This is a genomic window from Massilia pseudoviolaceinigra, assembly GCF_030846505.1.
GTDB classification, from domain to species: domain Bacteria; phylum Pseudomonadota; class Gammaproteobacteria; order Burkholderiales; family Burkholderiaceae_D; genus Telluria_A; species Telluria_A violaceinigra.
Genome location: NZ_JAVCWL010000008.1, coordinates 168,193 through 192,479, shown reverse-complemented (window position 1 = coordinate 192,479; position 24,287 = coordinate 168,193). Strand labels below are relative to the sequence as shown.

At 62.8% G+C, this 24,287-nt stretch carries 21 protein-coding genes; 3 read left to right on the top strand and 18 right to left on the bottom strand.

Annotated features, from left to right (window positions below; translation table 11 throughout):
* Nucleotide 1 precedes the first annotated feature (1 nt).
* Nucleotides 2–5,638, top strand: a complete 5,637-nt coding sequence (locus RBA40_RS10270; RefSeq protein ID WP_306647805.1) for a DUF3320 domain-containing protein — start codon at nt 2–4, stop codon at nt 5,636–5,638.
* 207 nt (nt 5,639–5,845) lie between these two features.
* On the opposite strand, the gene RBA40_RS10265 is transcribed toward RBA40_RS10270, so the two are convergent.
* The gene (locus tag RBA40_RS10265; RefSeq protein WP_306647804.1) at nt 5,846–6,016 is read right to left on the bottom strand and encodes a hypothetical protein; all 171 of its coding nucleotides are present in this window, start codon (nt 6,014–6,016) and stop codon (nt 5,846–5,848) included.
* 22 nt (nt 6,017–6,038) lie between these two features.
* Here RBA40_RS10265 and RBA40_RS10260 point away from each other — a divergent pair, with 22 nt between their 5' ends.
* Together RBA40_RS10260 and RBA40_RS10255 are read left to right on the top strand one after the other, a co-directional pair.
* Nucleotides 6,039–6,566: a hypothetical protein gene (locus RBA40_RS10260; protein ID WP_306647803.1), complete on the top strand. Its 528-nt coding sequence runs from the start codon at nt 6,039–6,041 to the stop codon at nt 6,564–6,566.
* A 512-nt stretch (nt 6,567–7,078) separates the two neighbouring features.
* The gene (locus tag RBA40_RS10255) at nt 7,079–7,294 is read left to right on the top strand and encodes a hypothetical protein (protein ID WP_306647802.1); all 216 of its coding nucleotides are present in this window, start codon (nt 7,079–7,081) and stop codon (nt 7,292–7,294) included.
* Between the two features lie 6 nt (nt 7,295–7,300).
* Here RBA40_RS10255 and RBA40_RS10250 read toward each other — a convergent pair whose 3' ends face one another.
* From RBA40_RS10250 to rpsB, 17 genes are all read right to left on the bottom strand, one after another.
* Entirely contained in the window at nt 7,301–8,503 is a 1,203-nt protein-coding gene (locus tag RBA40_RS10250) for an EAL domain-containing response regulator (protein WP_306647801.1), read from the bottom strand.
* Between the two features lie 76 nt (nt 8,504–8,579).
* Complete coding sequence (locus RBA40_RS10245) at nt 8,580–9,368, bottom strand: TrmH family RNA methyltransferase (RefSeq protein WP_306647800.1); 789 nt, start codon at nt 9,366–9,368, stop codon at nt 8,580–8,582.
* Entirely contained in the window at nt 9,365–10,051 is a 687-nt protein-coding gene (gene rnhB / locus RBA40_RS10240; protein ID WP_306647799.1) for a ribonuclease HII, read from the bottom strand. The genes RBA40_RS10245 and rnhB overlap by 4 nt, the downstream gene beginning before the upstream one ends.
* A complete protein-coding gene (lpxB, locus tag RBA40_RS10235; protein ID WP_374710475.1) occupies nt 10,048–11,253 on the bottom strand; it encodes a lipid-A-disaccharide synthase in 1,206 nt (401 codons plus the stop codon). Before lpxB ends, rnhB begins: the two co-directional genes overlap by 4 nt.
* Nucleotides 11,237–12,025 (bottom strand): acyl-ACP--UDP-N-acetylglucosamine O-acyltransferase, encoded by a 789-nt coding sequence (gene lpxA, locus RBA40_RS10230; RefSeq protein ID WP_306647797.1) that lies wholly within the window; start codon nt 12,023–12,025, stop codon nt 11,237–11,239. The genes lpxB and lpxA overlap by 17 nt, the downstream gene beginning before the upstream one ends.
* Nucleotides 12,026–12,526, bottom strand: a complete 501-nt coding sequence (gene fabZ / locus RBA40_RS10225) for a 3-hydroxyacyl-ACP dehydratase FabZ (protein WP_306647796.1) — start codon at nt 12,524–12,526, stop codon at nt 12,026–12,028.
* Nucleotides 12,527–12,533: 7 nt separating this feature from the next.
* Nucleotides 12,534–13,583 carry a UDP-3-O-(3-hydroxymyristoyl)glucosamine N-acyltransferase gene (gene lpxD / locus RBA40_RS10220; protein ID WP_306647795.1) on the bottom strand — a complete coding sequence of 350 codons (1,050 nt, stop codon included), beginning with the start codon at nt 13,581–13,583 and terminating at the stop codon, nt 12,534–12,536.
* 28 nt (nt 13,584–13,611) lie between these two features.
* A complete protein-coding gene (locus tag RBA40_RS10215) occupies nt 13,612–14,127 on the bottom strand; it encodes an OmpH/Skp family outer membrane protein (protein ID WP_099878178.1) in 516 nt (171 codons plus the stop codon).
* 41 nt (nt 14,128–14,168) lie between these two features.
* Entirely contained in the window at nt 14,169–16,502 is a 2,334-nt protein-coding gene (gene bamA, locus RBA40_RS10210) for an outer membrane protein assembly factor BamA (RefSeq protein WP_306647794.1), read from the bottom strand.
* A gap of 17 nt (nt 16,503–16,519) precedes the next feature.
* The gene (rseP, locus tag RBA40_RS10205) at nt 16,520–17,914 is read right to left on the bottom strand and encodes an RIP metalloprotease RseP (protein ID WP_306647793.1); all 1,395 of its coding nucleotides are present in this window, start codon (nt 17,912–17,914) and stop codon (nt 16,520–16,522) included.
* Nucleotides 17,911–19,092, bottom strand: a complete 1,182-nt coding sequence (gene ispC / locus RBA40_RS10200) for a 1-deoxy-D-xylulose-5-phosphate reductoisomerase (protein WP_306647792.1) — start codon at nt 19,090–19,092, stop codon at nt 17,911–17,913. The genes rseP and ispC overlap by 4 nt, the downstream gene beginning before the upstream one ends.
* A 21-nt stretch (nt 19,093–19,113) precedes the next feature.
* A complete protein-coding gene (locus RBA40_RS10195) occupies nt 19,114–19,947 on the bottom strand; it encodes a phosphatidate cytidylyltransferase (RefSeq protein ID WP_306647791.1) in 834 nt (277 codons plus the stop codon).
* Complete coding sequence (gene uppS / locus RBA40_RS10190) at nt 19,947–20,699, bottom strand: polyprenyl diphosphate synthase (RefSeq protein ID WP_099878164.1); 753 nt, start codon at nt 20,697–20,699, stop codon at nt 19,947–19,949. The genes RBA40_RS10195 and uppS overlap by 1 nt, the downstream gene beginning before the upstream one ends.
* 88 nt (nt 20,700–20,787) lie before the next feature.
* Complete coding sequence (gene frr / locus RBA40_RS10185) at nt 20,788–21,348, bottom strand: ribosome recycling factor (RefSeq protein ID WP_099878161.1); 561 nt, start codon at nt 21,346–21,348, stop codon at nt 20,788–20,790.
* 27 nt (nt 21,349–21,375) lie between these two features.
* Nucleotides 21,376–22,092, bottom strand: a complete 717-nt coding sequence (gene pyrH, locus RBA40_RS10180; protein WP_054262915.1) for a UMP kinase — start codon at nt 22,090–22,092, stop codon at nt 21,376–21,378.
* 102 nt (nt 22,093–22,194) lie between these two features.
* Complete coding sequence (gene tsf / locus RBA40_RS10175; protein WP_099878159.1) at nt 22,195–23,103, bottom strand: translation elongation factor Ts; 909 nt, start codon at nt 23,101–23,103, stop codon at nt 22,195–22,197.
* Between the two features lie 99 nt (nt 23,104–23,202).
* Entirely contained in the window at nt 23,203–23,952 is a 750-nt protein-coding gene (gene rpsB, locus RBA40_RS10170; RefSeq protein WP_099878156.1) for a 30S ribosomal protein S2, read from the bottom strand.
* Nucleotides 23,953–24,287 lie beyond the last annotated feature (335 nt).

Below are 24,287 nucleotides of genomic sequence, written 5' to 3'. Positions count from 1 at the left end.
CATGAGTGAAGCTGAGAACAAGAAGACCGATCTGTTGGCCAAAAAACCTGACGGGGCAGCGCCTGACGCGGCGCCGGAAAAACTCTCGGAGTTCCTTGACGGCAACCTCAGTGCGCACGACAAGCTCGAACGCGCGCGCATGGAACTGCTCGACCTGTCGGCGCGCAACCGGCTGCTGAACATTCCACGCTCGGCCAAGGCGACCCGCATCATCGACGTGACCGACGAGCGTTCCAGCGACATTTTCCGCATGCTGGTGACGGAAAACCGCCCGCTCACCTTCCTGCCAGGGCGCAGCGCGGCCTACCCGGGTGGCGCGGCCGAGCTGGAGCAGGATGCCGACGTGCTCGACGAACTGGCCCAGCCCGACGACGCCGTCGACGAGCGTGGCGTCATGCTGCGCCATAACGACACCAAGCTGCAAACCAGGCTGACCTCGAAAGGCCTGCAAAAGCGCCTGCTCGACTTGTGCAACGACGCCCGCACGCTGGAAGAAGAACAGGGCGTCAACATCCTGTTCCTCACGCTCGGCACCCTGAGATGGATCGACCCGGCCAACGCCAGGAATATCCGCTATGCGCCGCTGATCCTGATCCCGGTCAGTCTTCAGCGCGGCAATGCGGCCGAACAGTTCAAGCTGCGCTGGCGCCAGGAAGAACTGTCGGCCAACCTCTCGCTCGAAGCGTTCCTCAGCCGCGTGCACGGCATCACCCTGCCGCCGTTCGAGGCCGGCGACGACTTCGATCCTGCCGCCTACATCGGCGAAGTCGCGCGCGCCGTCGCATCCAAGGAAGACTGGCGCGTCCTCGCCGACGACGTCGTGCTGGGCTTTTTCTCGTTCGCCAAATTCCTGATGTACCGCGACCTCGATCCGGCCGTGTGGCCGGTGCAGGAAGGCTTGCTCGGCCAGCCGCTGATGCGCGGCCTGCTGTCGGACGGCTTTACCAGCAACGCCTTGACGATCCCGGACGGCACCCCGATCGACGCCGTGATCGCGCCAGCGGACCTGCTGCACATCGTCGACTGCGACAGTTCGCAGGCACTGGCCGTGCACGATGTGCGCAGCGGGCGCAATCTGGTGATCCAGGGCCCGCCCGGCACCGGCAAGTCGCAAACCATCGCCAACATCATCGCCTCGGCCGTCGCCGACGGCAAGAGCGTGCTGTTCGTGGCCGAAAAAATGGCCGCGCTGGACGTGGTCAAGCGCCGCCTGGATCATGCCGGCGTGGGCGACGCCTGCCTTGAACTGCACAGCAACAAGGCCAACAAGCGCGTGCTGCTGGAAGAACTGCGCCGCACCGCCGACCTGGGCGCGCCGCGCGGCGAACTGCCCGCCACGCTCAACGCGCGCCTGCAGCTGGCGCGCGATACCCTCAACGGCCATGCGGACCGCATGCACGCGCCGCACCCGGTGGCGCGCCTGACGCCCTATCAGGTCATCGGCCACATCACCGAATTGCAGCGCCAGCGCGTCGCCCCGCTGCAGGATGCGTTCGACCACCCGGAAACCTGGACCCCGGACGAACGCGCGCAGCGCTACCAGCTGGTGAGCGAACTGGCGCAGCGCCTCGCCGACATGGGCCTGCCGTCGCAGCACCCATGGCGCGGCGTGCGCATGACGAATATCTCGCCCACCGAAATGGAACGCCTGGGCCAGCGCATCGCGCAGTCGAGCACCGGCTTGTCGGAACTGGCGGCCAGCCAGAGCGGGCTTGCCACCTCGCTCGACATGGGTCCGCCGGACAGCTGCGACGATTTTTCCCGCATCGCCGACATGGCCGAACGGGTTGCCAGTGCGCCGCGCCTGTCGCGCCAAGCCCTCTCGTCGCCGGTATGGCGCACGCAGCGCGAGGAGCTGGCCAATCTGGTGGAGCTGGGTGCGCAATACGCGCAGCTGCTCACTTTTTTGGACGGCAAAGTCTCCCCTGCCGCCTGGACGATGGACCTGAAACCGGCGCGTCTGGCGCTGCGTCCCCTGCCGGCCGGGATGAGCGACGACGCGTTCGGCCGCATCGCGCGCCTGGCGGGCCAGTTGCCGGCGCTGCTGCAGGATACCGAACGACTGCGCCAGCACCTGGGCGCGTCCGCGCGTACCGGCACACTGGCCGACATCGGCAAGGCCCTCGTGCTCGGCCAGCGCATCGCTTGCGCGCCGGATGTCAGCGCCGAGGTGCTTGCCGCCAGCGTCTGGGATCACGGCATCGAGCAGGCCGCCGATCTGGCCGAGGCGGTGGCGTCGCTGCAGGAAGCGCGTGCCTACCTGCAGAACAAGGTCCTCGACTACGCCTGGGAGGCCGACCTGACCGGCGTGCGCCAGGTACTGGCCATCCACGGCAACAGCATGCTGCGCTTTCTGCGCGACGACTGGCGCCGCGCCAATGGCCTGGTCAAATCGGTGCTGCGCGTGCCCGACATCGACCTGGCCAGCCAGATCGACATTCTGGACCGCCTGTCCGCCGGCCAGCAGACCATGCGTTTTCTGCGCGAGAACGACCAGCTCGGGCGCGCCGCATTCGGCACCGACTGGCGCGCCGAGCGCTCGTCCCCGGTCCCGCTGCGCGCCCTGGTAGCGTGGATGCGCACCCTGCGCGGCATGGGTCCGGAACCGCGCCTGATCGCCGCCAGCGTGACAGACCGCCCTGCCCTGGGCGAGCGCGTGAACCACGTCCAGCGCTCGCTCGAGAACACACTGACCCTGCTGCGCGACTGCTGGAACGACTGCGGCGCGGCGATCCGCGACATGTTCCCCGACATCCTGACGGTCGAACATGCCGACCTGTCGGCGGTGGGCACCTTTGTCGCCGCCATCGACGGCGCCCTGGGCACGGTGCGCAGCGCACTGGCGTTCCGGCCGGCGCGCCTGTCGGACCTGCTGCCGGTGCTCGACGCCCTGAGCAGCGCGCAGCGCCTGTCGGCCAGCATCGACAGCGCGCGCGTGCTGGGCGAGCAAGCCTTCGGCGCGCACTGGCAAGGCGCGGCCTCGGACTGGCCGTTCCTGGTCGGCGCGGCGCAGTGGATCGCCGCCAATCCGGCCTTGCCGGCGATGGTGGCGCGCCACGACGAGCGCGATCTGCCGCTGCGGCGCGCCCACGTTCTGGAACAGACCTGTATCGCCTGGAACAACGAGCTCGCCGGCTTGTTCGAGACCCTGTGCACCGACGCCCATTCGCTGTTCGGCGCCGACAGCATCGCGCAGGTGCCGATTGCCGACATATTGGTGCACTTCGGCCAATGGATCACGCACGCCGAACAGTTGTCGCGCTGGGTCACCTGGCGCGAACGCAGCGGCAAGGCGCGCCTGATGGGCATGGCCCGCTTTGTCGACGAGATGGAAAGCGGCCGCCTGACCGCTGGCGCGGCGCCGGCGTGCTTTAACATGAGCTATTTCGAGGCCCTGTATGCGGCCCAGGTGCGCGCCGAACCGGCCCTGGCCACGTTCGATGGGCAGGTGCACGACAGCGAAGTGCGGCAATTCGTGGAACTGGACTTGCAGCGCATCGCCGCGGCCAGCATCGAAGTGGCGCGTGCCCACTTCAAGCGCATTCCGCAAGGTGGCGGCGCCATCGGCCCGCTGGGCGTGCTGCGCGGCGAAATGGCGCGCCGGCGCGGACACATGCCGATTCGCCAGCTCATGCTCAAGGCGGCGCCGGCGATCCAGGCGTTGAAACCGGTGCTCATGATGAGCCCCTTGTCGGTGGCGCAGTTCCTGCCGCCCGGCCAGCTCACGTTCGACCTGCTGGTGATGGACGAGGCCAGCCAGATCCAGCCGGTCGACGCGCTCGGCGCGATCGCGCGCTGCCGCCAGGTGGTGGTGGTGGGCGATGAACGCCAGCTGCCTCCGACCCGTTTTTTTGCCAAGATGACCAGCGACGCCGGCGACGAGACGGATACCGACGGCGGCGAAGCGCAGGTGGCCGACATCGAAAGCATCCTGGGCCTGTTCACCGCGCGCGGCCTGCCGCAGCGCATGCTGCGCTGGCACTACCGCAGCCGCCACCAGTCGCTGATCGCCGTGTCGAACAGCCAGTTCTACGAGAACAAGCTGTTCATCGTGCCCAGCCCCTACACGCAGGAAGCGGGCATGGGATTGCAGTTCACGCACGTCACCGACGGCGTTTTCGACTCCGGCAACACGGGCACCAATGTGCCCGAAGCGAAGGCGGTGGCCGAGGCCATCATGCGCCACGCGCTGCAAACGCCGCAGCATTCACTGGGCGTGGCCACTTTCTCGGTGGTGCAGCGCAAGGCCATCGAAGACCAGCTGGAGCTGCTGCGGCGCGCCAACCAGCACGCCGAAGGCTTTTTCCAGTCGCATCCGAGCGAACCGTTTTTTGTGAAGAACCTCGAAAACGTGCAGGGCGACGAGCGCGATGTGATCCTCATTTCGGTCGGCTACGGGCGCAACGCCAGCGGACAGGTCAACATGCGTTTCGGGCCGTTGAGCGCGGAAGGCGGCGAGCGCCGTTTGAATGTGCTGATCAGCCGCGCAAAGCGCCGATGCGAAGTGTTTTCATCGATCACCGACGAAGACATCGACCTCGAACGCGGCAAGGGCAAGGGCGTGCAGGCGTTCAAGCTGTTCCTGCGCTATGCGCGCACCGGGCAGCTCGGCGTGGCCGTCCGGAGCGCACGCGATTACGACAGCATGTTCGAGGTCGACGTGGCGGCCGCCATCAAGGAACGCGGCTTCGAGGTCCATCCGCAGGTCGGCATCGCCGGTTTCTTCATCGACCTGGCCATTCCCGACCCGGACCGCCCGGGGCGCTACCTGCTCGGCATCGAATGCGACGGCGCGGCGTATCACTCGTCGAGTTCCGCGCGCGACCGCGACCGCTTGCGCCAGGCAGTGCTGGAGGATCACGGCTGGATCATCCACCGCATCTGGAGCACTGACTGGTTCCAGCGTCCGCAGGAGCAGCTTGCGCGCGTGATCGCCGCGATCCATGAGGCGCGCAAGACGCTCGACGCGCGCGCCGAGGACAGTAAAAAACTGCACCAGGCGCCACCGCCGCAGAGTGTACGCATCGAGCGCGAGATCGTGACGGAAGTGGCGATCGTCCCGGTGGAAGAAGCGCCGCAGCGGCGCAACCGCTACGTGGAAGCGAGCATGGTGCGGCCGAGCGGCGACTATGAACTGCATGAAGCGCCGCTGGAGGTGCTGGTCGACCTGGTCGAACAGATCGTCTATATCGAGGGCCCGGTCCATCTCGACGAAATCGTGGTCCGGCTGCGCAAGGCTTGGGGCTTGCAGCGGGTCGGCTCGCGCATGGAAGCGGCCACCGAGAAAGCGGTCGATGCGGCCGTCGCCAGCGGCCTGGTGGCGCGCCTGAACGGCTTCGTGTGGAAGCCGGGCAGCCCGGTCACGGTACGCGACCGCACGTTCGTGGAGTCGGATGGCCTGCGCCGCGCCGACATGCTGCCGCCAAAGGAGATCGAGGTGGCCATCATCGAGGTGGTGGAACGCCACTTTGGCGCCAGCCAGGAAGAAATCGTGCAGGCGGTGCTGAAGATGTTCGGCTTCAAGCCGATCCAGGGACCGCTGCGGGAAGCGGTGCAGATGCGCCTGAACCTGATGGTGCGCGAAATGGTGCTGGTGGCGAGCGGGCCGGTGCTGGTGTTGGCCGACCATGCGCGATAGTCATGGAATGATGACAGATGATCGCGCTGATAGCTGGATTATCCCAGTGCGCAAGTTCCGGAGCGCTTGCACATATTCTATGCTCAAGCCGATCAGCATATTGGGGTCGCAAGGAACCAGATCCGCTGTTCATGCCTGAGTTCCCTCTGTAATCCACGCCGTACGCCTGGATGTCTGGGCGCTGCCTCCAGACACCTGCAACTTTCTTTAACGCAGCCGCGTCCGGCGTGCTTTGATCGCCTCCTCCATCACCAGTTCGGTCGTCGAGCTTGCATTGAGGACGTGATGGTGTTCAAGGGTTGCTTCCGGGTCGCCATTGTCGACTTCCATGAAGCGGAAAAACGCGTAGATTCTGCAAATTTTGATCAATATAATCACTTTATACTTCTGGATAGATATTATGGAAATCGTTCGTCATCAAATTTGCGCGCCAGGCGTGACAAATCGAAGCGCCACATTTGCAGCATTAGCGCTTGTTGCGGCATTGGCTGGATGCATGCCACTGGCCGCGGATGATTTTTCCGTTCTGGATAATGACGTTTTATCAGATCTATTGCGCAAGTCCTATTCGGATATAAATCTCACCCCAGGGCACAGCAGTGGCTCCATCGGCGTTGGTCGCATTGACAGATTAAAATTCAACTCTCTTGCAAGCGAGCTATTCGTTGGGCAGGATCGAAATAAAATTGAAGAGATATTCTGGAAAAATAGAGGTCAATGCGCTCAAAGTGTCAATCAGGAAGTGATTGTATGCAACTTCATCAGAGAGTGGAAATTGAAGAACATCGGCGGGAGTTTTGATACGTCGAACTGGTCAAATCCGGAAGCAAACATTGAAATTGCGTTCTTATTTAATACACTTGGCCGGGCACGAACCATTCACTCAGAAATTATTAATATTACCAAATACAAAGTAATAAAAGGATGATCACTGAATGAGTTTCCTTCGGGACTGATGCAAAACTGGCGGAATGAATAAAATTTCCTGACACGCAAACGAAAAGGTCCGGGTGTGCACCCAGTGTCAGGATCTGACCAGTTCTGGTTGCAAGCGCCATCATGGAGTCCAATCCGTTGCCGCTGACACGGCGGTAAAAAACGGTCTAACTTATGTTTGAAATTATTCTATTTATTCGTAAAGACTGCTCATGAGATCCGAGCCGCCCTTGCCGTCCGGCTTTCTTCCAAAACGCCTTTCTTCCGCGACCGTGTGGCCATCCCACAGGTATTCCAGTTCCGTAAAGCGCGCAGCGCGATCGCTCGGCACCTGCTTTTTCGTCAGCCTGCCGCCCAGGGCATCGTAGGTATATTCCCAGGCATCGCCATCGGCCGTAATGACACGCTTGAGGCGGTTCTCGCTGTTCCAGACATAGTGCCAGCTCTGCTGCCTGCCCCAGCGCTTGCCTTCGATACGCGTCGTGACGCGCCCTTTTCCTCGCCGTGGCCGGCAAGGGAAACCGCTGGCTGGGTGCGGGCATTATCGTGCTGCTCAACGGGCTCGCTTACCTCGCCGTCGACTCCGGCTTTGCTGCGACGATCAACTATATGGACGGCGGCATCGTCGCAGGCATGCTCGCCTGCATCCTGGTGCCGCTATTTCCCGCCGCGCTGTTATGGCTGGCCCACACGCTGGCTGTGCGCCGGCGCTCCCGCTAAGCGTTTTCAGAAAAACTGGCGCCAGTCCGCCAGCCAGTCCGGAAAGCGCTCCGCTTCCATGGGCCGCGCAATGTGATGGCCCTGCGCATAGGTGCAGCCGAGACCCTGCAAGAAATCCCAGTCCTGGCGCGTTTCGACGCCCACCGCGCACGATTTGCGGTCGAGGCTGCGCGCCAGTCCCAGGCAGGAACTGAGCACCGTGGCCAGCGAGCGCTTGCGCGAGGCGCCGTCGACAAAACTGCGGTCGATCTTCAATTCCGAAAACGGCACCCGGGCCAGCTGCTGCACATTCGAGCGCCCGGTGCCGTAGTCGTCCACCGCCAGGCCGTACCCCATCATGCGCAGGCGCAGCAGCCGCTCCAGGAAGCTCGGGTCGTTGGTCAGCACCGCCGATTCCGGCAGCTCGAAGGTCAACATCGATGGCGCGATGCCGTGGCGGTCGGTGCACACGCCGATCTGGCGCAAGAAATCGGGGTGGCCGATCGTTTCGGCCGACAGGTTGAGCGATATCGCGCTCGGCAAGCCCTTGTCCAAAAACACGCGGCACTGCTCGGCCGAGCGCTCGATCATGGTCCAGTCGAGAAAATCGATGCGGTGGTTCTGTTCCAGCGCATCGATAAAGGCCGCCGGCCCCACCACCCCGTGCTCCGGGTGGCGCCAGCGCGCGAATACTTCCAAACCCTTGACCTCGCCGCTGGCCAGCTCGATCTTGGGCTGGAAAAAGGGTTCGAACTGGCGCGCCTGCAGCCCCTCGCCCACTTCGGCGAAGCTGAAACGCGGCAGCACGCGGCGCTCCAGCACCGGCGCGGCCGGCGGCGTGTAGTGCGACAGCACCGCTTCGAGGTGACCGCTGGTGAGCGGCTTGGGGATGGTGCCGAGCAGGTCGAGGCCGTAGGCCAGCGCCAGGCTTTCGACCGAAAACAGCAGGCTCGCATGGCAGCTTCCGGTGATGATGGCGCGCGTGCCGGCATTGAGGACGGTGATGTCGCGTATCAGTTCCAGGCCGTCGCGCCCGGACAGGGCCAGGTCGATGATGGCGATGTCGATCGGCGGGCCGTCCGGCACTTCGATGCTGTGCAGCGCGGTTTCGCCGTCCAGGGCCACGCTGATGCGGGTGGCGCCCAGGCGGCCGAGCATGTCGATCAGGGTCTGGCGCTGGGCCGTATCGGCGTCCGCAACCAGAAAGTGCAAGTGGGCGATGTCCATCATTCCTCCGCTAGGTTCTGGTATTGACATTACCCCGATACCCCTAGCGTCGTCTATGCGGTCCAGAAACTGTTTCGCCTTACTTTGATTGAATCTGCCTCAACTGTTCAAAAAAACAGACAGCTGCACACGCCGCCACGTTGAGCGACTCGATTTGTCCCAGGTGTGGAATCACGACTTGATGAGTTGCCAACGCCAGCAGGTCGTGCGCCACGCCCTGCCCTTCGTGTCCGAGCAGCCAGGCCACCGGACGTGCCAGGTCGACATCGTACAGGCGCTGCGTGGCGTAGCCGCTGGTGGCCAGCACGGGAATCGCAGAGGCCTTGACCAGTTCGGCCAGGTCGACGTTTTCGTGGATGTCGACCACGAAGTGCGCGCCCATGGCCGCGCGCAGCACCTTGGGGGACCAGCAAAAGGCCGTGCCGCTGCTGCAGTAGAGCTGGGTGATGCCGGCCGCCGCCGCGCTGCGCAGGATCGATCCGACGTTACCCGGGTCCTGCAGGTTGTCCAGCAGGACCGCCGAGGCGGTGAGCACGCCCGGCGCATCCAGCACCGGGGTGGCGATCAGGAACATCAGCCCGACGCCGTGTTCGACCTGGCTCAGGGCGTTGTACAGCGCATCCGGCATGGCGGTGACATACGCATGCGCGCTCTCGCACTGCATGATGATGTCGGCCACTTCGGGATTGGCCAGCGCGCCTTCGGAGACGATGCAGTGCAGCGGCGCGCCGCGCAGCGCCAGGTACGACTGGCAAAGGTGCACGCCGTCGAGCAGGGTCTGGCCGGCCTTGCGCCGTGCCTGCGAACTGCCGGCGAGGTGCTTGAGGTCTTTATAGAGCGGATTGTCGCGCGAGGTGATGGTTTTCATGCCGCCTCGCCGAAGTCGAACGACATGTCCATGCCGACGATGGTGTTGGCCACCGACACCGGCAAGGTGGCGCGCACCGGTGCGAACGAGCGCCGGTGCACCGGGCAGGCGCCGTGCTCGCGCAGCCGCTCCAGGTGCATGGCGGTGCCGTAGCCCTTGTGCTGGTCGAAGCCGTACTGCGGATACAGTTCGTGCAGCGCCACCAGGGCGGCGTCGCGCGCGGTCTTGGCCAGGATCGAGGCCGCGGAAATGGCGTGCACCTTGTCGTCGCCTTCGATGATCGGATGACAGCGGATCTGCATCACGGGGCTGCGGTTGCCGTCGATCAGGGCGATGGTCGGGATGGTCGACAGGGCTTCCACCGCACGCCGCATGGCCAGCATGGTCGCCTGCAAAATATTGATGCTGTCGATTTCCTCATGCGAGCATTCGGCAATCGCCCAGGCCAGCGCATATTCCTTGATCTGCGGGGCCAGCTCTTCGCGCTTTTCGGCGGTCAGCTTCTTGGAGTCGCGCAAGCCTTCGATGGGGCGGTCCGGGTGCAGGATGACGGCGGCGGCGAACACCGGGCCGGCCAGCGGGCCGCGCCCTGCTTCGTCGACGCCGCAGACGATATCGTCAAGCGTAAACGGATAGGCGTTCTTCTTCAGCCCCGGGTAAAAATTGACTTTTTTGGTTCTCATGATGACTTTTTCGATGCCGCGATGACGCGCATGACGGCAGCCGCGCTTTCCTGCGCGCTGTTGCGCAGCAGGCTATGGTGCATGTCGGTGAAGCGCTGCACCAGCGTCTTGCGGTTGGCCAGGTTGTTAAGCTGTTCCCACATGGCGTCGGCCAGCCCTTGCGGCGTAACCGCGTGCTGCAGCAGTTCCGGCACCAGGAATTCGCGCGCCAGGATGTTCGGCAGCCCGATCCAGGGCTGGTAACCCATGTGGCGCATGATCTCGTACGAGGCGCGCATGACTTTGTAGGCGATCACCATCGGCTTCTTGAACAGCGCCACTTCCAGGGTCGCCGTGCCCGAGGCCACCAGCACGGCGTCGGCGGCGGCGATGGCTTCATGCGAGCGGCCCTCTAACAGGTCGATGCGCACCGACTGCAATCCGGCCTTGGCGATCAGCTCCGTGAAATACTGGCGCTGGCGTTCGCCCGCCATGGGCGCGACAAAGCGCAGGTCCGGGTCGCGCGCGGCCAGCAGCTTGACCGCGCCGACAAAGGGTTCGGCCAGGTATTTGAGTTCGCCCATGCGGCTGCCCGGCATCAGCGCGATCACGCGCGCGTCCGGCGCCAGGCCGAGCGCGCTGCGGGCCGCGGCCACATCGGGCTCCATGGGAATCAGTTCGGCCAGCGGATGGCCGATGTAGGTGCATGGCACGCCGGCCTTGCGGTAGATCTCTTCCTCGAACGGGAAGATCACCAGCATGTGCGAGACGGCCTTGATGATCTTCTTGATGCGGCCACCGCGCCAGGCCCAGATTTGCGGGCTGACGAAGTGCACCGTCGGAATCCCGGCTTCTTTCAGCTGGAGTTCCAGGCCGAGGTTAAAGCCTGGGTAATCGGCGCCGATGAACACGTCCGGGCGCTCGGCCAGCAGGCGGTCGCGCAGCGCGTTCTGGATGCCCTTGATTTCGCGGTAGCGCGGAATGATCTCGAACAGGCCGCGCACGGTCAGGCGGTCCATGTCGATGTCGGACACAAACCCCTGCTCGGCCATGCGCGGGCCGCCAATACCGTGGAAACGCGCGCCGGGAAGATGCGGCGCGAGGCCGGCCAGCAGGCGCGCGGCGAGCATGTCGCCCGATACCTCGCCTGCGACCATGGCTACCGATGCGGCGGCAGCAGCCGCAACCGACGCGCCCCGCGTTGAATCAGCGGACAATGCCACGGGACGCACTGCCCAGGAAGGTAAGCATGGCGCCGATGTCGGCTGCTGCATCGGGCGACTCGTGCTGCTGGTCGACCAGGGCCGCCTTGGCTGCTTCGAGCGTCATGCCGGAGCGGTAGATCAGCTTGTAGGCCGCGCGCACGCCGTCGATCTGCGGCCGGGTGAAGCCGCGCCGCTTCATGCCTTCGATATTCACGCCATGGGCCGACGCCGGATTACCCGACACCAGCACGAACGGCGGCACATCCTGGGTCAGGCTGGTGTACATGCCGATGAAGGCATGCGCGCCGATCTTGCAGAACTGGTGAACGCCGGCAAACCCCGACAAAATCGCCCAGTCGCCCACTTCCACGTGCCCGGCCAGCTGCGCGTTGTTCGAGAAAATCGTGTTGCTGCCGACCTGGCAATCGTGCGCCAGGTGGCAGTAGGCCGAGATCCAGTTGTCGTTACCGAGGCGCGTGACGCCTTCATCCTGCACGGTGCCGGTATTGAAGGTGCAAAATTCGCGCACCGTGTTGCGGTCGCCCACTTCCAGGCGGGTTGGCTCGCCATCCCATTTCTTGTCTTGCGGCGGCGCGCCGATCGAGGAAAACTGGAAGAACTTGTTGTCCTTGCCGATCGTGGTGTGGCCCTCGATGACCACGTGCGGACCGACCACCGTGCCGGCGCCGATCGAGACGTGCGGGCCAATGATCGAAAAGGCGCCGACTTCGACGCTGCTGTCCAACTGCGCGCGCGCATCGACGATGGCGCTAGGATGAATCGTCGCCATTTAGTTCCCCATTGGCTGGCTCGCGTCGCTCGCGCTGCGGATGGTGCACATCAGGTCCGCTTCGAGGGCGATGGCGCCATCGACGCTGCCGACGGCCTTGTATTTCCAGATGCCGCGCGAGCAGCGCACGATTTCGATATCCATGCGCAGCTGGTCGCCGGGACCGACCGGGCGCTTGAAGCGCGCGTTGTCGATGCCGACGAAATAGACCACCGAACTGGCGTCCGGTTTCACGCCGATCGACATGAACGACAAAATCGCCGCGGTCTGCGCCATCGCTTCGATCATCAAGACGCCCGGCATCACCGGCTTGTGCGGGAAATGCCCATTGAAGAATTCTTCGTTGGCGGTGACGTTCTTGATCGCGCTGATCGACTTGTGCGCTTCCCAGTCCAGCACGCGGTCGACCAGCAGCATCGGATAGCGGTGCGGCAGGTATTCCTTGATCTGGCAGATGTCGAGGGTCTTGCCGGGTACGCCTTTGTTGTCGGTAATGGTCATATGTCTTCTATTTTTGTTCTGTGAGTGCCTTGACGGCTTTTTCGAGCGCGCGGATTTTTTCACGCATCGACGTCAGGTTGCGCAGCAGGACGGCGTTCTTTTCCCAGTCGCTGTTCTTGGCGATCGGGTAGAAGCCCGTGTACTGGCCCGGTTCCTTGATCGAGTTGGCCACCAGGCTGCCGGCGGTGACGTACACCTTGTCGACGATGGTGATGTGGCCCGAGACCATGGCGGCGCCCCCGAAGGTGCAGTATTTGCCGATGGTGGCGCTGCCAGCCACGCCGACGCAGCCGGCCATGGCCGTGTGCGCGCCGATATGGCAGTTATGCCCGATCTGGATCAGGTTATCGAGCTTGACGCCGTCTTCGATGATGGTGTCGGCCATGGCGCCGCGGTCGACCGTGGTGTTGGCGCCGATATCGACGTCGTCGCCGATGATCACGCGTCCGGTCTGCGGAATCTTGATGTACACGCCGCCCTCGTTGGCGAAGCCGAATCCGTCGGTGCCGATCACGGCGCCCGAGTGGATGATGCCGCGCTTGCCGATCTGGCAGCGCGCATGGAAGGTGGCGTTCGCGAACAGGTGCGTGCCTTCGCCGATGACGGCGTCGCGTCCGACAAAGCTGCCGGCGTCGATGATGGCGTTCGCGCCAATCACCGCGCCCGCTTCGATGGTCACCTGCGGACCGATATGCGCGCTCGGGTCGACCCTGGCGGTCGGTGCCACGCTGGCGCTCGGGTCGATGCCGGCCGGCGCCACGATCGGATCGAGCGAAGCGAAATACTGGGCGGCGTAGGCGAAGTAGACGTGCGGATTTTTGACGACGATGCGCGCGCCCTGGAAGGTCGCGCCGACGAATTCGTCGTCGGCGGGCGAGAGTATCATCGCCGCCGCGCCGCTCTGCGCGGCCTGGGCCCGCAGTTTGCTGTTGCTGAGATAACTGATGTGCGAAACGCCTGCGTCAGCCAATGGCGCGACCCCGGATACCTCGGTATTCGGGTCGCCAATCAGCTGTCCTCCCAAGCGTTCGACCAATTCACCTAGTCGAGTGCTCATCTTGATTCCTGTATTGTTGTGGTGGTGTTTATTTATCGAGCAGCTTGAGGATCTTGTCCGTGATATCGATGCGCGGGCTGGTCCAGGCCGATTCCTGCAGCACGATATCGAGCTTTTCCTGCTCGGCGATCAGTTCGATCAGCTTGCCGGCTTTTTGCGCGATGTTGCCGCGTTCTTCGCTCTTGCGCTGGATCAGGTCTTCGCGGAATTCGCGCTGGGTGCGCTGCACGTCTTTTTCGAGGTCGAGCAGCTCGCGTGCGCGCCGCGTGCGTTCGAGTTCGGGCAGGTTCGGCGCGTCGGTCTCGAACTTCGCTTCCATGGATTTCAAGCGCGCCACCGTATCCTGGATCGCTTTCTGGCGCTTCGAGAACTCGGCTTCGATCTTGGCGTCAGCCGCCTTGGCCAGTTTCGACTCGGTCATCAGGCGTTCGGTGAAAACAAAGCCAATCCTGCTCGGCGCATTTTGCGCCTGGGCCAGCGAGCATGCGCACAAAGCCAGCAAGGCGATGTGCTTGGGCCAGGAGGCAGTCACAGTGTTCAACATAGTTCTCCGCAATCTAAAAGGGAAACGGTCGCGTGGCGCGATCAGAAACCGGTACCCATCTGGAACTGGAAGCGTTCCAGGCGATCACCAGGTTTCGCGTTCAAAGGCTTAGCATAACTCAACTTGAGCGGGCCGACCGGCGAAATCCAGCTCACGCCCAGACCCGCCGAGTAACGCAGTTCGTTCAAGCGAATTTTTTGCTCTTCGCTGTAGACCTGGCCGGCGTCGAAAAAGCCGAACCAGCGCAGGCTGCGGTCGGCGCCGCTGCCCGGGAACGGCATCTGCAGTTCGGCATTGCCGATGATCCGCTTGGCGCCGCCGACGGCGTCGCCGTTGCGGTCGACCACGCCCAGGGACGAGCTCTCGTAACCGCGCACCGAACCGATGCCGCCGCCGTAGAAGTTCTTGAAGACCGGGTACGGACTGCCCTTGACGCCATGGCCGTAATCGAACTCGCCGCGCAGCGCCAGGGTGATCTTGCTGGTGATCGGACGGTACCATTCCTGGTTGTAGACTGCGCGGTAGTATTTGGTGTCGCCGGCCAGATCGAGTTCGAGGTTGACGCGCTGGTAGCGGCCCGACGATGGCGTGATGGCGCTGTCGCGGCTGTCGCGCTGCCACGCAGCGGTGAGCGGCAAGGCGTTGGTCGTGGCGCTGCCGATGCCGCTCTCGATGCCGGTGATCTGGCGCACGTATTCCAGGTAGCGGGTCGGGCTGGTGATATCGGTTTCGATGGTGGTGCGTTCCACGCCGATGCCGAAATACACGGTGTCGGTTTCGGAGAACGGCACGCCGTAGCTCACGCGGCCACCGGTTTGCTTGACCTTGTAGGTGCCGATGTTCAGCGCCGGCGGGTTCAGGGTACGCAGATACAGCTCGAACTGCTGCGACACGCCGTCTTCGGTGAAGTACGGATTGGTGTGCGAGAAGGCGATCGTGCGGCTGTAATCGCTGGTATTGAGGTCGATGCCGACCGTGTTGCCGCTGCCGGCAAAGTTGGCCTGCTGGATCGACGCCGTGAAGGTGAATTTTTCCGCCTGCGAGAACGAGCCGCCGATCAGGAAGTTACCGGTCGGTTTTTCGGTCACGGTCAGGTTCACGTCCACCTGGTCGGAAGTGCCCTGCGCTTCCGGCGTGTCGATGGTCACGTCCTTGAAGTAGCCAAGGCGGTCGACGCGGTCGCGCGACATCTTGATCTTGTTACCGTCGTACCAGGAGCCCTCGAACTGGCGGAACTCGCGCCGAATGACTTCGTCGCGCGTGGTGGTGTTGCCGGCGATGTTCATGCGGCGCACGTAGGCGCGCTTGCCCGGATCGACAAAGAACGTAAACGCCACTTCGCGCTTTTCGCGGTCGATTTCGGGGTTCGCATTGACGTTGGCGAAGGCGTAGCCGAAGGTGCCCATGCGGTCCGAAATGAGCTTGTTACTGGCCGTGAGCAGGTCGCCCGAATAGGTCTGGCCCACGCGCAGGCGCACCAGTTCCTTGAGCTCTTCCTCGCGCCCGAACATTTCGCCTTCGAGCTTGATGCCGGAGACGGTGTACTTCTCGCCTTCGGTGATGTTGATCGTCAGGTAGATGTCTTTTTTGTCGGGCGTGATCGAAACCTGGGTCGATTCGACGTTCGCTTCCAGGTAGCCGCGGTTCAGGTAGAACGACTTGATCGACTCGATGTCGCCGGTCAGCTTGGTCTTGGAATACTGGTCGGCCTTGGTGTACCAGGTGAACCAGCCGGAGGTGCCGAGCTGCAGCACTTCGCGCAGTTCCTTGTCCGAGAAGGTCTTGTTGCCGACGATGCTGATCTGCTTGATGCGCGCGACCTCGCCCTCGTCCACGTTGAACATGACGGTGACGCGATTGCGTTCGATCGGGGTGACGGTGGTGGTGATCTTGACGCCGTACAGGCCATGCGACAGGTACTGGCGCTTGAGTTCCTGCTCGGCGCGGTCGACCGAGGCCTTATCGAAAATCTTGGTCTCGCCGACGCCGATTTCCTTGAGCGCCTTGACCAGCACGTCCTTTTCGAATTCCTTGGTGCCGGTGAAGTCCACGGTGGCAATCGCCGGGCGTTCCTCGACCAGCACGACCAGCACGCCCTTTTCTTCTTCCAGGCGCACGTCCTTGAAGAAGCCGGTCGCGTACAGGGCCTTGATGGCGGCGATGCTCTTTTCATCGTTGAACGTTTCGCCCACGCGCACCGGCAGGTAGCTGAACACGGTACCGGCTTCGGTACGCTGGATGCCCTCGACCCGGATATCCTTGACCACGAACGGGTTCACTGCAAGGGCTTGTCCGGCGCACATCGCCAGGACGGCAGCGCCAATTAAGCTGCGACGAAAGAAAGGCAAGGCAATACGTTCAGAATTTAATTTCATTGGGGTTATTCAATGGGTCAATCGTTTGGACAACGTACATATGTATTCGCGGGAGGCGTGCCCGCTGGTCGCAGCAGGCGCATCGTATCATTGAAGAGCGCCAGCGCCATCAGCATCACCAAAAACACGATGCCGGCGCGCTGCGCCAACTCGACTATCCGGTCCGGCAGACGGCGCCCGGTCAAAACTTCCAGCGAATAATACAGCAAAAGCCCACCGTCCAGAACCGGAATTGGTAACAGATTCATCACTCCAAGACTGACGCTGACGACGGCAATAAAGCTCAGAAATTCAATCGGCCCCATGCGCGCGGTCTTGCCGGCGTAGTCGGCAATCGTGACCACGCCGGTCAGATTGGCCAGCGACACCTGCCCGGTGACCATCTTGCCGATCATTTTCAGGCTCATCACGCTTTGCTGCCAGGTCATTTTGGCACCGGCCAGCACCGCGTCGACCGGGCCGAGCGTGACCTTGACCATTTCGAACAAGGACAGCAATTCGGCATTGATGCGGTAGCGATTAGTAGCTTTATTCAATTCCGGCGTCACGGCCAGGCTCAAGGGGCGGCCATCGCGTTCGATCCCGAATTCGAGCGTGCGCCCGCACGATTGGGCGATCAGCGCCATCAAGGCGGCGCCGTCCGGCAGCGGCTTGCCGTCGACGCTGAGCACGCGGTCGCCCGGGCGCATCCCTGCCATGGCGGCCGGACCGGCGCTATCGGGAATCTTGCCGATCGAAACCGGGGAGCGGAACATGGAAATGCCCAGTTCGCCCAGCAGGTCGCCTTCGACATTCTTGCCGGCCAGGGCCGCCGGCGGCAAGGTGGCGCTGTAGCGCGCCCCGCCCGGCTGGGTGACGTCGAGTCGCACGCCGCTCTTGTCGAGCACCGCCTTCAGGGTTTCCCAGCGTAGTTCCGAAAAAGTGGAGACCGGCACGCCGTTGACGCCCACGATGCGGTCGCCTCCGCGCAAGCCGGCCTGGAAGGCGGGCGTGGTGTCGGCCATGGCGCGCACGCGGGTACCGACCTCGTCCATGCCCACCATATATAGACCGCCGAACACGGCGATGGCCAGCAGGAAGTTGGCGATCGGGCCGGCCGCGACGATGGCGATGCGCTGCCACACGCTCTTGCGGGTAAATTCGCGCGCCTGGTCGGCCTCGCTCATGGCGCGGGTGTCCGGATCGCGGTCATCCAGCATGCGCACGTAGCCGCCGAGCGGGAGCATGGAAACGACCCATTCGGTCTGGTCGGCGCCGAACCGGCGCGACCAGATGACCTTGCCGAAGCCGAGGGAGAAGCGCAGCACTTTCACGCCGCACAGGCGGGCCACCGTGTAGTGGCCCAGTTCGTGAAAGATGATCAGCGGTCCCAGCGCGCACAGAAACGCCAGGACGGTGGTGAGGAACGTCATCTGGCCAGGCCGGCGACGATGCTGCCGGCGGCGGCGCGGGCGCGCGCGTCGCACGCCAGTACCGCGTCGATGCTGGTTGCCGCGTGATGGTCGTTCTCGTGCATGACGCGCGCGATCACGCGGTCGATGTCGCGAAAGCCGATGCGCCGTTCCAGGAAGGCTTGCACCGCCACTTCGTTGGCCGCGTTGAGCAGGGCCGGCGCGGTGCCGCCCGCTTCAAGCGACTCGAAGGCCAGCGCCAGGCAGGGAAAACGCGCGAAATCGGGCTTGTGGAACTGCAGGGTGCCGATGCTGGTCAGGTCGAGCTGGGCCACGCCGGATTCGATGCGCTCGGGAAATGCGAGGGCATTCGCGATCGGGGTGCGCATGTCGGGGTTGCCAAGTTCGGCGATGACCGAGCCGTCCACGTAGGACACCATCGAATGGATCACGCTTTGCGGGTGGATCACCACCTCGATCAGCGCGGCCGGCGCGCCGAACAGCCAGTGCGCCTCGATCACTTCCAGGCCCTTGTTCATCATGGTGGCCGAGTCGACCGAAATCTTGCGCCCCATGACCCAGTTCGGGTGCTTGCAGGCTTCGTCGGGGGTGACGTGTTCGAGCGTCTCGACCGCGTGGTTCAAGAACGGGCCGCCGGACGCGGTCAGCACGATCTTGGCCACGCCGGCGGCGCCGGGCTGGCGCGCGTAGGATTGCGGCAGCGACTGGAAAATCGCATTGTGCTCGCTGTCGATCGGCAGCAAGGTGGCGCCATGCTCGTGCACCGCATCCATGAACAGCTGGCCGGACATGACCAGCGCTTCCTTGTTCGCGAGCAAAATTTTCTTGCCGGCACGGGCCGCGGCCAGGGTCGGGGCCAGGCCGGCGGCGCCGACGATGGCGGCCATCACGGTGTCGGTGTCGGCACTGGCGGCGATCGAGCAGAGCGCGGCTTCGCCGTATTCGACCTGGGTGCGCAGGTCGCGTTCGCGCAGCAAGGCGGTCAGGCTGGCGGCGGCATCGGCGCTGCCGACCACGGCGCGCGCCGGACGGAAGCGTGCGCACTGCTCGGCCAGCTCTTCCACCTTGGCATGCGCGCTGAGCGCATACACCTGGTATTTATCGGGATGGCGTGCAAGCACGTCCAGGGTGGACACGCCGATCGAGCCGGTCGCGCCTAAAATGGTGATGCGTTGCATAGTTGTACTTTCAAACTTCGTTCAAAGCAGCCCGGTATGGATCAGGGCCGCCAGCGGCAGCACCGGCACCAGTGCATCGATCCGGTCGAGCACGCCGCCGTGGCCCGGCAGCAGGTTGCTGCTATCCTTGACGCCGGCGCGGCGCTTGAGCTGCGACTCGAACAGGTCGCCCACCACGCTGGCGGCGACGATCACCACCAGCACCGCCAGCGCACCGGCCCAGCCCAGCTTGGCCTGGAGGGCGACGGCGAAGGTATCGGCCAGCACGGGGCCGCCGAACAGCACGGAAAGGCTCGCGATCAGCAGCACGGCAATGCCGCCGCCGATGGCGCCTTCCCACGATTTGCCGGGCGAAATCGACGGCGCCAGCTTGCGCTTGCCGAAGGCCTTGCCGGAGAAATAGGCGCCGATGTCGGCGATCCAGACCAGCGCCAGCACCGACAGCAGGTACACGGCCGACTGCTTGAAGAACAGCACGATGGCGGCAAAACAGGCCACGATCGAGATCGCGTACATGGTGGCCATCATGGTGTTGCGGCCGCCTTCGGCCGGCGGCAAGCCCACCTTGAGCGAGGGCACGAAGCGCAGCAGCCACAGCAAGGTCGACAGGCCGAACCAGAACTTGACGGCGCTGTTGTCGTTATACAGGAAGGCGTAGGCAAAGGCCGCGCTCCAGAACAGGGCGATCAGGAACGATTGCTTGCGCGACGACCTGAACAGCTGAAAGCTTTCGGTGATGGCCGCCGTGAGGAACAGCAGCACGACCGCGGCGAAAGCGGGGTAATACCCGCCGAACAGCACCGCCAGCAAGACGACAAGCAACACGACGGCGGTGATGATCCGGGTAATTAGCATCAGCTTTTCTTTTCAGCCAGTTGATCGCCCGTGCGCCCGAAGCGGCGCTCGCGGCTTTGATAGGATGCGATCGCCGCATCCAGGGACTCGATCGAGAAATCGGGCCAGTAGGTATCGGTGAAGTACAGCTCCGAATAGGCCAGCTGCCACAGCAGGAAGTTGGAAATGCGCTCTTCCCCGCCGGTCCGGATGAACAGGTCGGGCTCGGGCGCGTACGCCATGGCCAGGTGTTCGGCCAGCTGCTCTTCGGCAAAGCTGGTCAGGCCAGGATTGGCGGCAACCATCTTGCTGGTGGCCTGCATGATGTCCCAGCGGCCGCCATAGTTGGCGCAAATGGTCACCGTCAGGCGCGTGTTGTTGGCGGTGCGGCGCTCGGCCGAGGCGATCATATCTTGCAGCTTGGAATCAAAACGCGACAAATCGCCCACGACTTTCAGGCGGATATTGTTCGCGTGCATCTTCGCCACTTCGCGTTCGAGCGCGGTGACGAACAGGCGCATCAGCAGCGACACTTCTTCTTCGGGGCGGCGCCAGTTTTCGGAGGAAAAGGCGAACAGGGTGAGGTACTCGATGCCGCGCTGCACGCAGGCTTCAACGCAGCCGCGCACGGCTTCGACGCCCTTGACGTGGCCGGCCACGCGCGGCAAAAAGCGCTTGGTGGCCCAACGGCCGTTGCCGTCCATGATGATGGCCACATGGCGCGGCACGCGGGCTACTTCGGGTACTGCTGTCGTCGAACTTTTATAGATCATAAATCCAGACTATTTAGAACAAATGCATGGGAAGCGGACGCCAGGTCCGCCTCCGCGTGGGCAGACCCTGCCGTGGCGTCCCCTAACTCTACACCGTCAGGACTTCTTTTTCTTTTTCCGCAACCAGTTTATCGACATCGATGACAAACTTGTCGGTCAGTTTCTGGATTTCTTCCGATGCGCGACGCTCGTCGTCTTCGGAGCAAGCCTTGTCCTTGACCAGTTTTTTCAGCGACTCGTTGGCGTCGCGGCGGATGTTGCGGATCGCGATCTTGGCATCTTCCGCCTCGCCCTTGACCAGCTTGACCATTTCCTTGCGGCGTTCTTCGGTCAGCGGCGGGGTCGGTACACGGATCATGTCGCCCTGCGACGAAGGATTCAAGCCGAGGTCGGAATCGCGGATCGCCTTTTCGACGGTGGTCAGCATCTTCTTTTCCCACGGCTGCACGCCGATGGTGCGGGCGTCGATCAGGGTCACGTTGGCGATCTGGGTCAGCGCGGTGGCCGAGCCATAGTAATCGACCATGATGTGATCGAGGATACCCGTGTGGGCGCGGCCGGTACGGACCTTGGCCAGATCGCTCTTGAGGGTGTCGATCGACTTGTTCATGCGCTCTTGCGCGTTTTTCTTGACGTCAGCGATAGTCATGCTGCTCTCCTGTAGCTCTGAATGATATTAAACGTGTACCAGTGTACCTTCGTCTTCGCCCATGATCACGCGCTTGAGCGCGCCCGGCTTGACGATGGAGAACACCTTGATCGGCAGCTTCTGGTCGCGGCACAGCGCGAACGCGGTCGCATCCATCACCTGCAGGTGCTTGGAAATGGCTTCGTCGAAGGTAATCGACTCGTAGCGCGTGGCGTTCGGGTCCTTTTTCGGATCGGCGGTGTAGACACCGTCGACCTTGGTGGCCTTGAGCACGATTTCGGCGCTGATTTCCGAACCGCGCAGCGCGGCGGCGGTATCGGTGGTGAAGAAGGGATTGCCGGTGCCGGCGGCGAACACGACAACCTTGCCTTCTTCCAGGTATTGCAGCGCTTTCGGGCGCACGTAAGGCTCGACCACCTGTTCGATGGCGATGGCCGACATGACGCGGGCGACGATGCCGACGTGGCGCATGGCGTCGGCCAGGGCCAGCGCATTCATCACGGTGGCCAGCATGCCCATGTAATCGGCCGTGGCGCGGTCCATGCCCTGGGCGCCGGGTGCGACGCCGCGGAAGATGTTGCCGCCGCCGATGACGACGGCCAGTTCCACGCCCAGGTTCGCTACTTCCGCGACATCGGCGACCATGCGCTCGATGGTGGCGCGGTTGATGCCGTAAGGATCATCGCCCATCAGTGCTTCGCCAGACAATTTCAGGAGTACGCGTTTGTAGGCTGGTTTCGACATGGGGGTGGGCTCCAAAAAATGACGGTTTGTATTCGGTCTTGCCGTGCGCACACTTTCATGTGCGCAGATTAAAAAAACGGGCCTTCCGGCCCGCTTTCACACTTACTGCTTGTTCGCAGCCATTTGCGCCGCAACCTCTGCAGCGAAATCGTCTTGCTTTTTCTCGATGCCTTCACCAACGACATACATCGTGAATGCTTTCACGGTGGTGCTTTTTTCTTTCAGCATCTGTTCGATCGATTGCTTGTCGTTCTTGACGAACGATTGATTCAGCAGCGACACTTCTTTCAGATACTTCTGGATCGAGCCTTCCAGGCGCTTGGCCAGGATTTCAGCCGATTGTACCGGCTTGCCTTCGGCAACGGCTTTGTCCGCATCTTCCTGAGCTTTCAGAGCAGCAACCGAGCGCTCTTTTTCGATCAGTTCGGCAGGCACCTGGTCCGACGACAGCGACACTGGCTTCATGGCGGCGATGTGCATGGCCACGTCTTTACCAACTTGCTCGTCGGCGCCTTCGAAGTCGACCACAACACCGATACGGGTGCCGTGCAGGTACGACGCCAGCTTGCCGGTGGTGTCGAAACGCTGGAAGCGGCGGATCGTCATGTTTTCGCCGATCTTGCCGATCAGGGCGATACGCACTTCGTCCAGGGTCTTGCCATCGAGTGGCAGGGCCAGCAGGGCGGCGACGTCGGCAGGGTTGTTTTCCGCAACCAGGCGCGCGGCGTTGTTCGCCAGGGCCAGGAAGTCGTCGTTCTTGGCAACGAAGTCGGTTTCGCTGTTGACTTCAACCAGGGCGCCGACATTGCCAGCGATGAAGGTTGCTACAACGCCTTCAGCGGTGATGCGGGTAGCGTTGCTGGTCGCTTTGGTGCCCAGTTTGACGCGCAGGATTTCTTCCGCACGAGCCATGTCGCCATCGGCTTCGGTCAGTGCTTTTTTGCATTGCATCATCGGTGCGTCGGTTTTCGCGCGCAGTTCGCCTACCATCGCTGCTGTAATCGCTGCCATGTGTTTCTCCTAAATTTGTGACATATTCTGTTTAAAAAAAAGGGGGAGCTGCTGCTACCCCTTTTGGTTTCCGCGGCGCCTCAGGGGCGCCTGAGGCAATTAAGCCTGCTCGGAGACTTCGACGAACTCGTCGCCAGCCGATTTAACCAGTTCAACGATTTCGTTGGAGGCGTTTGCACGGCCTTCCAGGATCGCATCAGCAACGCCACGGGCGTACAGCATGATGGCTTTGGACGAATCGTCGTTGCCCGGAATGACGTGGGTCACGCCTTCTGGCGAGTGGTTGGTGTCGACGATGCCGATAACAGGAATGCCCAGCTTGCCGGCTTCGGTGATCGCACCTTTGTGGTAGCCGACGTCGACGACGAAGATTGCGTCAGGAACGCCGCCCATGTCCTTGATACCGCCGATGGCTTTTTGCAGCTTGATCATTTCGCGTTGGAACATCAGGCCTTCTTTTTTCGACAGCTTCTCAACCGAACCGTCTTCCACTTGCGCTTCCATGTCTTTCAGGCGCTTGATCGAGGTCTTGATGGTCTTGAAGTTGGTCAGCATGCCGCCCAACCAGCGCTGGTCGACGAAAGGGACGCCAGCACGTGCAGCTTCGGCGGCGATGATTTCGCGCGCCTGGCGCTTGGTGCCGACCATCAGGATCGTGCCGCGGTTCGACGCGACTTGCTTGATGGTTTTCATGGCTTCCTGATACATACCCATCGTCTTTTCCAAGTTGATGATATGAATCTTGTTGCGGTGGCCGAAAATGAACGGCGCCATTTTTGGGTTCCAAAAACGGGTTTGGTGACCGAAGTGGACACCGGCTTCCAGCATTTCACGCATTGTTACGGACATGTAATTCTCCAGGGTTGGGTCTGGAATCCGGTCAGTCACCATACAGGCACCCTTTGCGACCGGATTCGCGATTTTAACAAGATTTGTGGCATTACTTGACAACATTGCCCGAAAGCGAATTCAAGCAACCCGAGATTCTAACCGCATTTGGGGATTATTTCAAGTCCCCGTCACTCCCGCGCCAAGGCGGCACTCGGCGGGAGTCCAAGTTGGCCGCCCAGCGACTGCAGTACAGCCTTGGGTTCCCGCCGAGTGCCGCCTTGGCGCGGGAACGACAGGGAGTTATCCCTTATAATGGTCGCCATATTTGCACGGGTTTTCGCACCATCATCCCC